The organism is Streptomyces sp. NPDC012825 (assembly GCF_042900925.1).
In the GTDB taxonomy this organism is placed as follows: Bacteria; Actinomycetota; Actinomycetes; order Streptomycetales; family Streptomycetaceae; genus Streptomyces.
Map to the genome: position 1 here is coordinate 1 of NZ_JBIBBZ010000047.1, position 1,366 is coordinate 1,366.

Annotated in this window: 2 protein-coding genes; both read right to left on the reverse strand. The window is 69.6% G+C overall.

The window, feature by feature from the left end; genetic code table 11:
* Positions 1–812: sulfate adenylyltransferase subunit 1 (locus ACFY7E_RS32840; RefSeq protein WP_389491501.1), on the reverse strand; the 812-nt coding region annotated here is incomplete at its 3' end.
* Positions 812–1,366 (reverse strand): sulfate adenylyltransferase subunit CysD (gene cysD / locus ACFY7E_RS32845; RefSeq protein ID WP_389491504.1); only part of this gene is annotated, 555 nt, incomplete at its 5' end. The genes cysD and ACFY7E_RS32840, both read right to left, overlap by 1 nt.

The window sequence follows — 1,366 nt, forward strand, 5'->3', positions numbered from 1 at the left end:
ACGGTGACTTCTTCGCCGACGTGGAAGGTTCCGGCGGCGATCTGTCCGGCGTAGCCGCGGTAGTCGGGGTGTTCGGCGGTCTGGGGGCGGATGACGTACTGGACGGGGAAGCGGGCGTGGCAGGTGGTCAGGTCGTGGCTGACGGGGACGGTTTCCAGGTGTTCCAGGACGGTGGGGCCGCCGTACCAGTCCATGTTGGCGGAGGGTTCCACGACGTTGTCGCCGGCGAGTGCGGAGATGGGGATGGCGGTGATCTCCGGGACGCCCAGCTCCTTGGCGTATGTGGTGAATTCCTCGGCGATGGCGGCGAAGACGGGTTCGGCGTGGTCGACGAGGTCCATCTTGTTCACGGCCAGGACGACGTGGGGGACGCGGAGCAGGGCGGCGACGGCGGCGTGCCGGCGGGTCTGCTCGACGACGCCGTTGCGGGCGTCGACCAGGACCACGGCCAGTTCGGCGGTGGAGGCGCCGGTGACCATGTTGCGGGTGTACTGCACGTGTCCGGGGGTGTCGGCGAGGATGAAGCGGCGCCGGGGGGTGGCGAAGTAGCGGTAGGCGACGTCGATGGTGATGCCCTGTTCGCGTTCGGCGCGCAGGCCGTCGGTGAGCAGGGCCAGGTCGGGTGTTTCCTGGCCGCGGGAGCGTGAGGCGTGTTCGACGGCTTCCAGCTGGTCGGTGAGGACCGATTTGGAGTCGTGCAGGAGCCGGCCCACCAGGGTGGACTTGCCGTCGTCGACGGAGCCGGCGGTCGCGAAGCGCAGCAGGGTGGTGGCCGCCGGCAGGTCGGCCGGCTGCTGGGTGGAGGTGCTCATTAGAAGTACCCTTCGCGCTTGCGGTCTTCCATCGCGGCTTCGGACATCTTGTCGTCGGCGCGGGTGGCGCCGCGCTCGGTGAGCCGGGAGGCGGCGATCTCGGCGATCACCGCGTCCAGGGTGGTGGCGTCGGAGTCGACGGCGCCGGTGCAGGACATGTCGCCGACGGTGCGGTAGCGGATCAGGCGGGTCTGGACCGTCTCGGTCTCCTTCGGGCCGCCCCATTCGCCGGCCGTCAGCCACATGCCGTTGCGGGCGAACACCTCGCGCTCGTGGGCGAAGTAGATGTCGGGCAGTTCGATGTTCTCGCGCTGGATGTACTGCCACACGTCCAGTTCGGTCCAGTTGGACAGCGGGAAGACGCGGACGTGTTCGCCGGGGGCGTGGCGGCCGTTGTAGAGCTGCCACAGTTCGGGGCGCTGGCGGCGCGGGTCCCACTGGGAGAACTCGTCGCGCAGGGAGAAGACGCGTTCCTTGGCGCGGGCTTTCTCCTCGTCGCGGCGCCCGCCGCCGAAGACGGCGTCGAAGCGGTGCTGCTGGATGGCCTCGGTCAG